Origin of the sequence: Methylobacterium sp. CCH7-A2 (assembly GCF_001557075.1) — a bacterium.
Taxonomy (GTDB): domain Bacteria; phylum Pseudomonadota; class Alphaproteobacteria; order Rhizobiales; family Beijerinckiaceae; genus Allobosea; species Allobosea massiliensis.
The window spans coordinates 1-243 of record NZ_LSKN01000165.1; the positions used below are offsets into that span (position 1 = coordinate 1).

Here is a 243-nt window from a genome sequence, read left to right on the forward strand (position 1 = left end):
GGCTCGATTATGTGGTGGGGGACGCCTTCGGCGTCATCGCGCAGAACGATCCGCGGCTGGCCGACGCCGTCATCGCGCTGCTCGGCGCGCGGCCCGACGCCGATGTCGGCGGCGTCCCGTTGCGGGAGGCGCTGATCGCACAGCGTGCACTCGGCCCCGCGCCCGACGCCCTGTTCCAGCTCATCTCCTACGTCACCGGCGGCGAGACCCGCGTCAAGGCGAGGCGGCTAGCGGCGGGCGAGG

Annotated in this window: 1 pseudogene; it reads left to right on the plus strand. The window is 73.7% G+C overall.

The features are described from left to right. Positions 1-243: pseudogene (locus tag AX750_RS26505) on the plus strand (sulfite reductase subunit alpha); the annotation flags it as partial.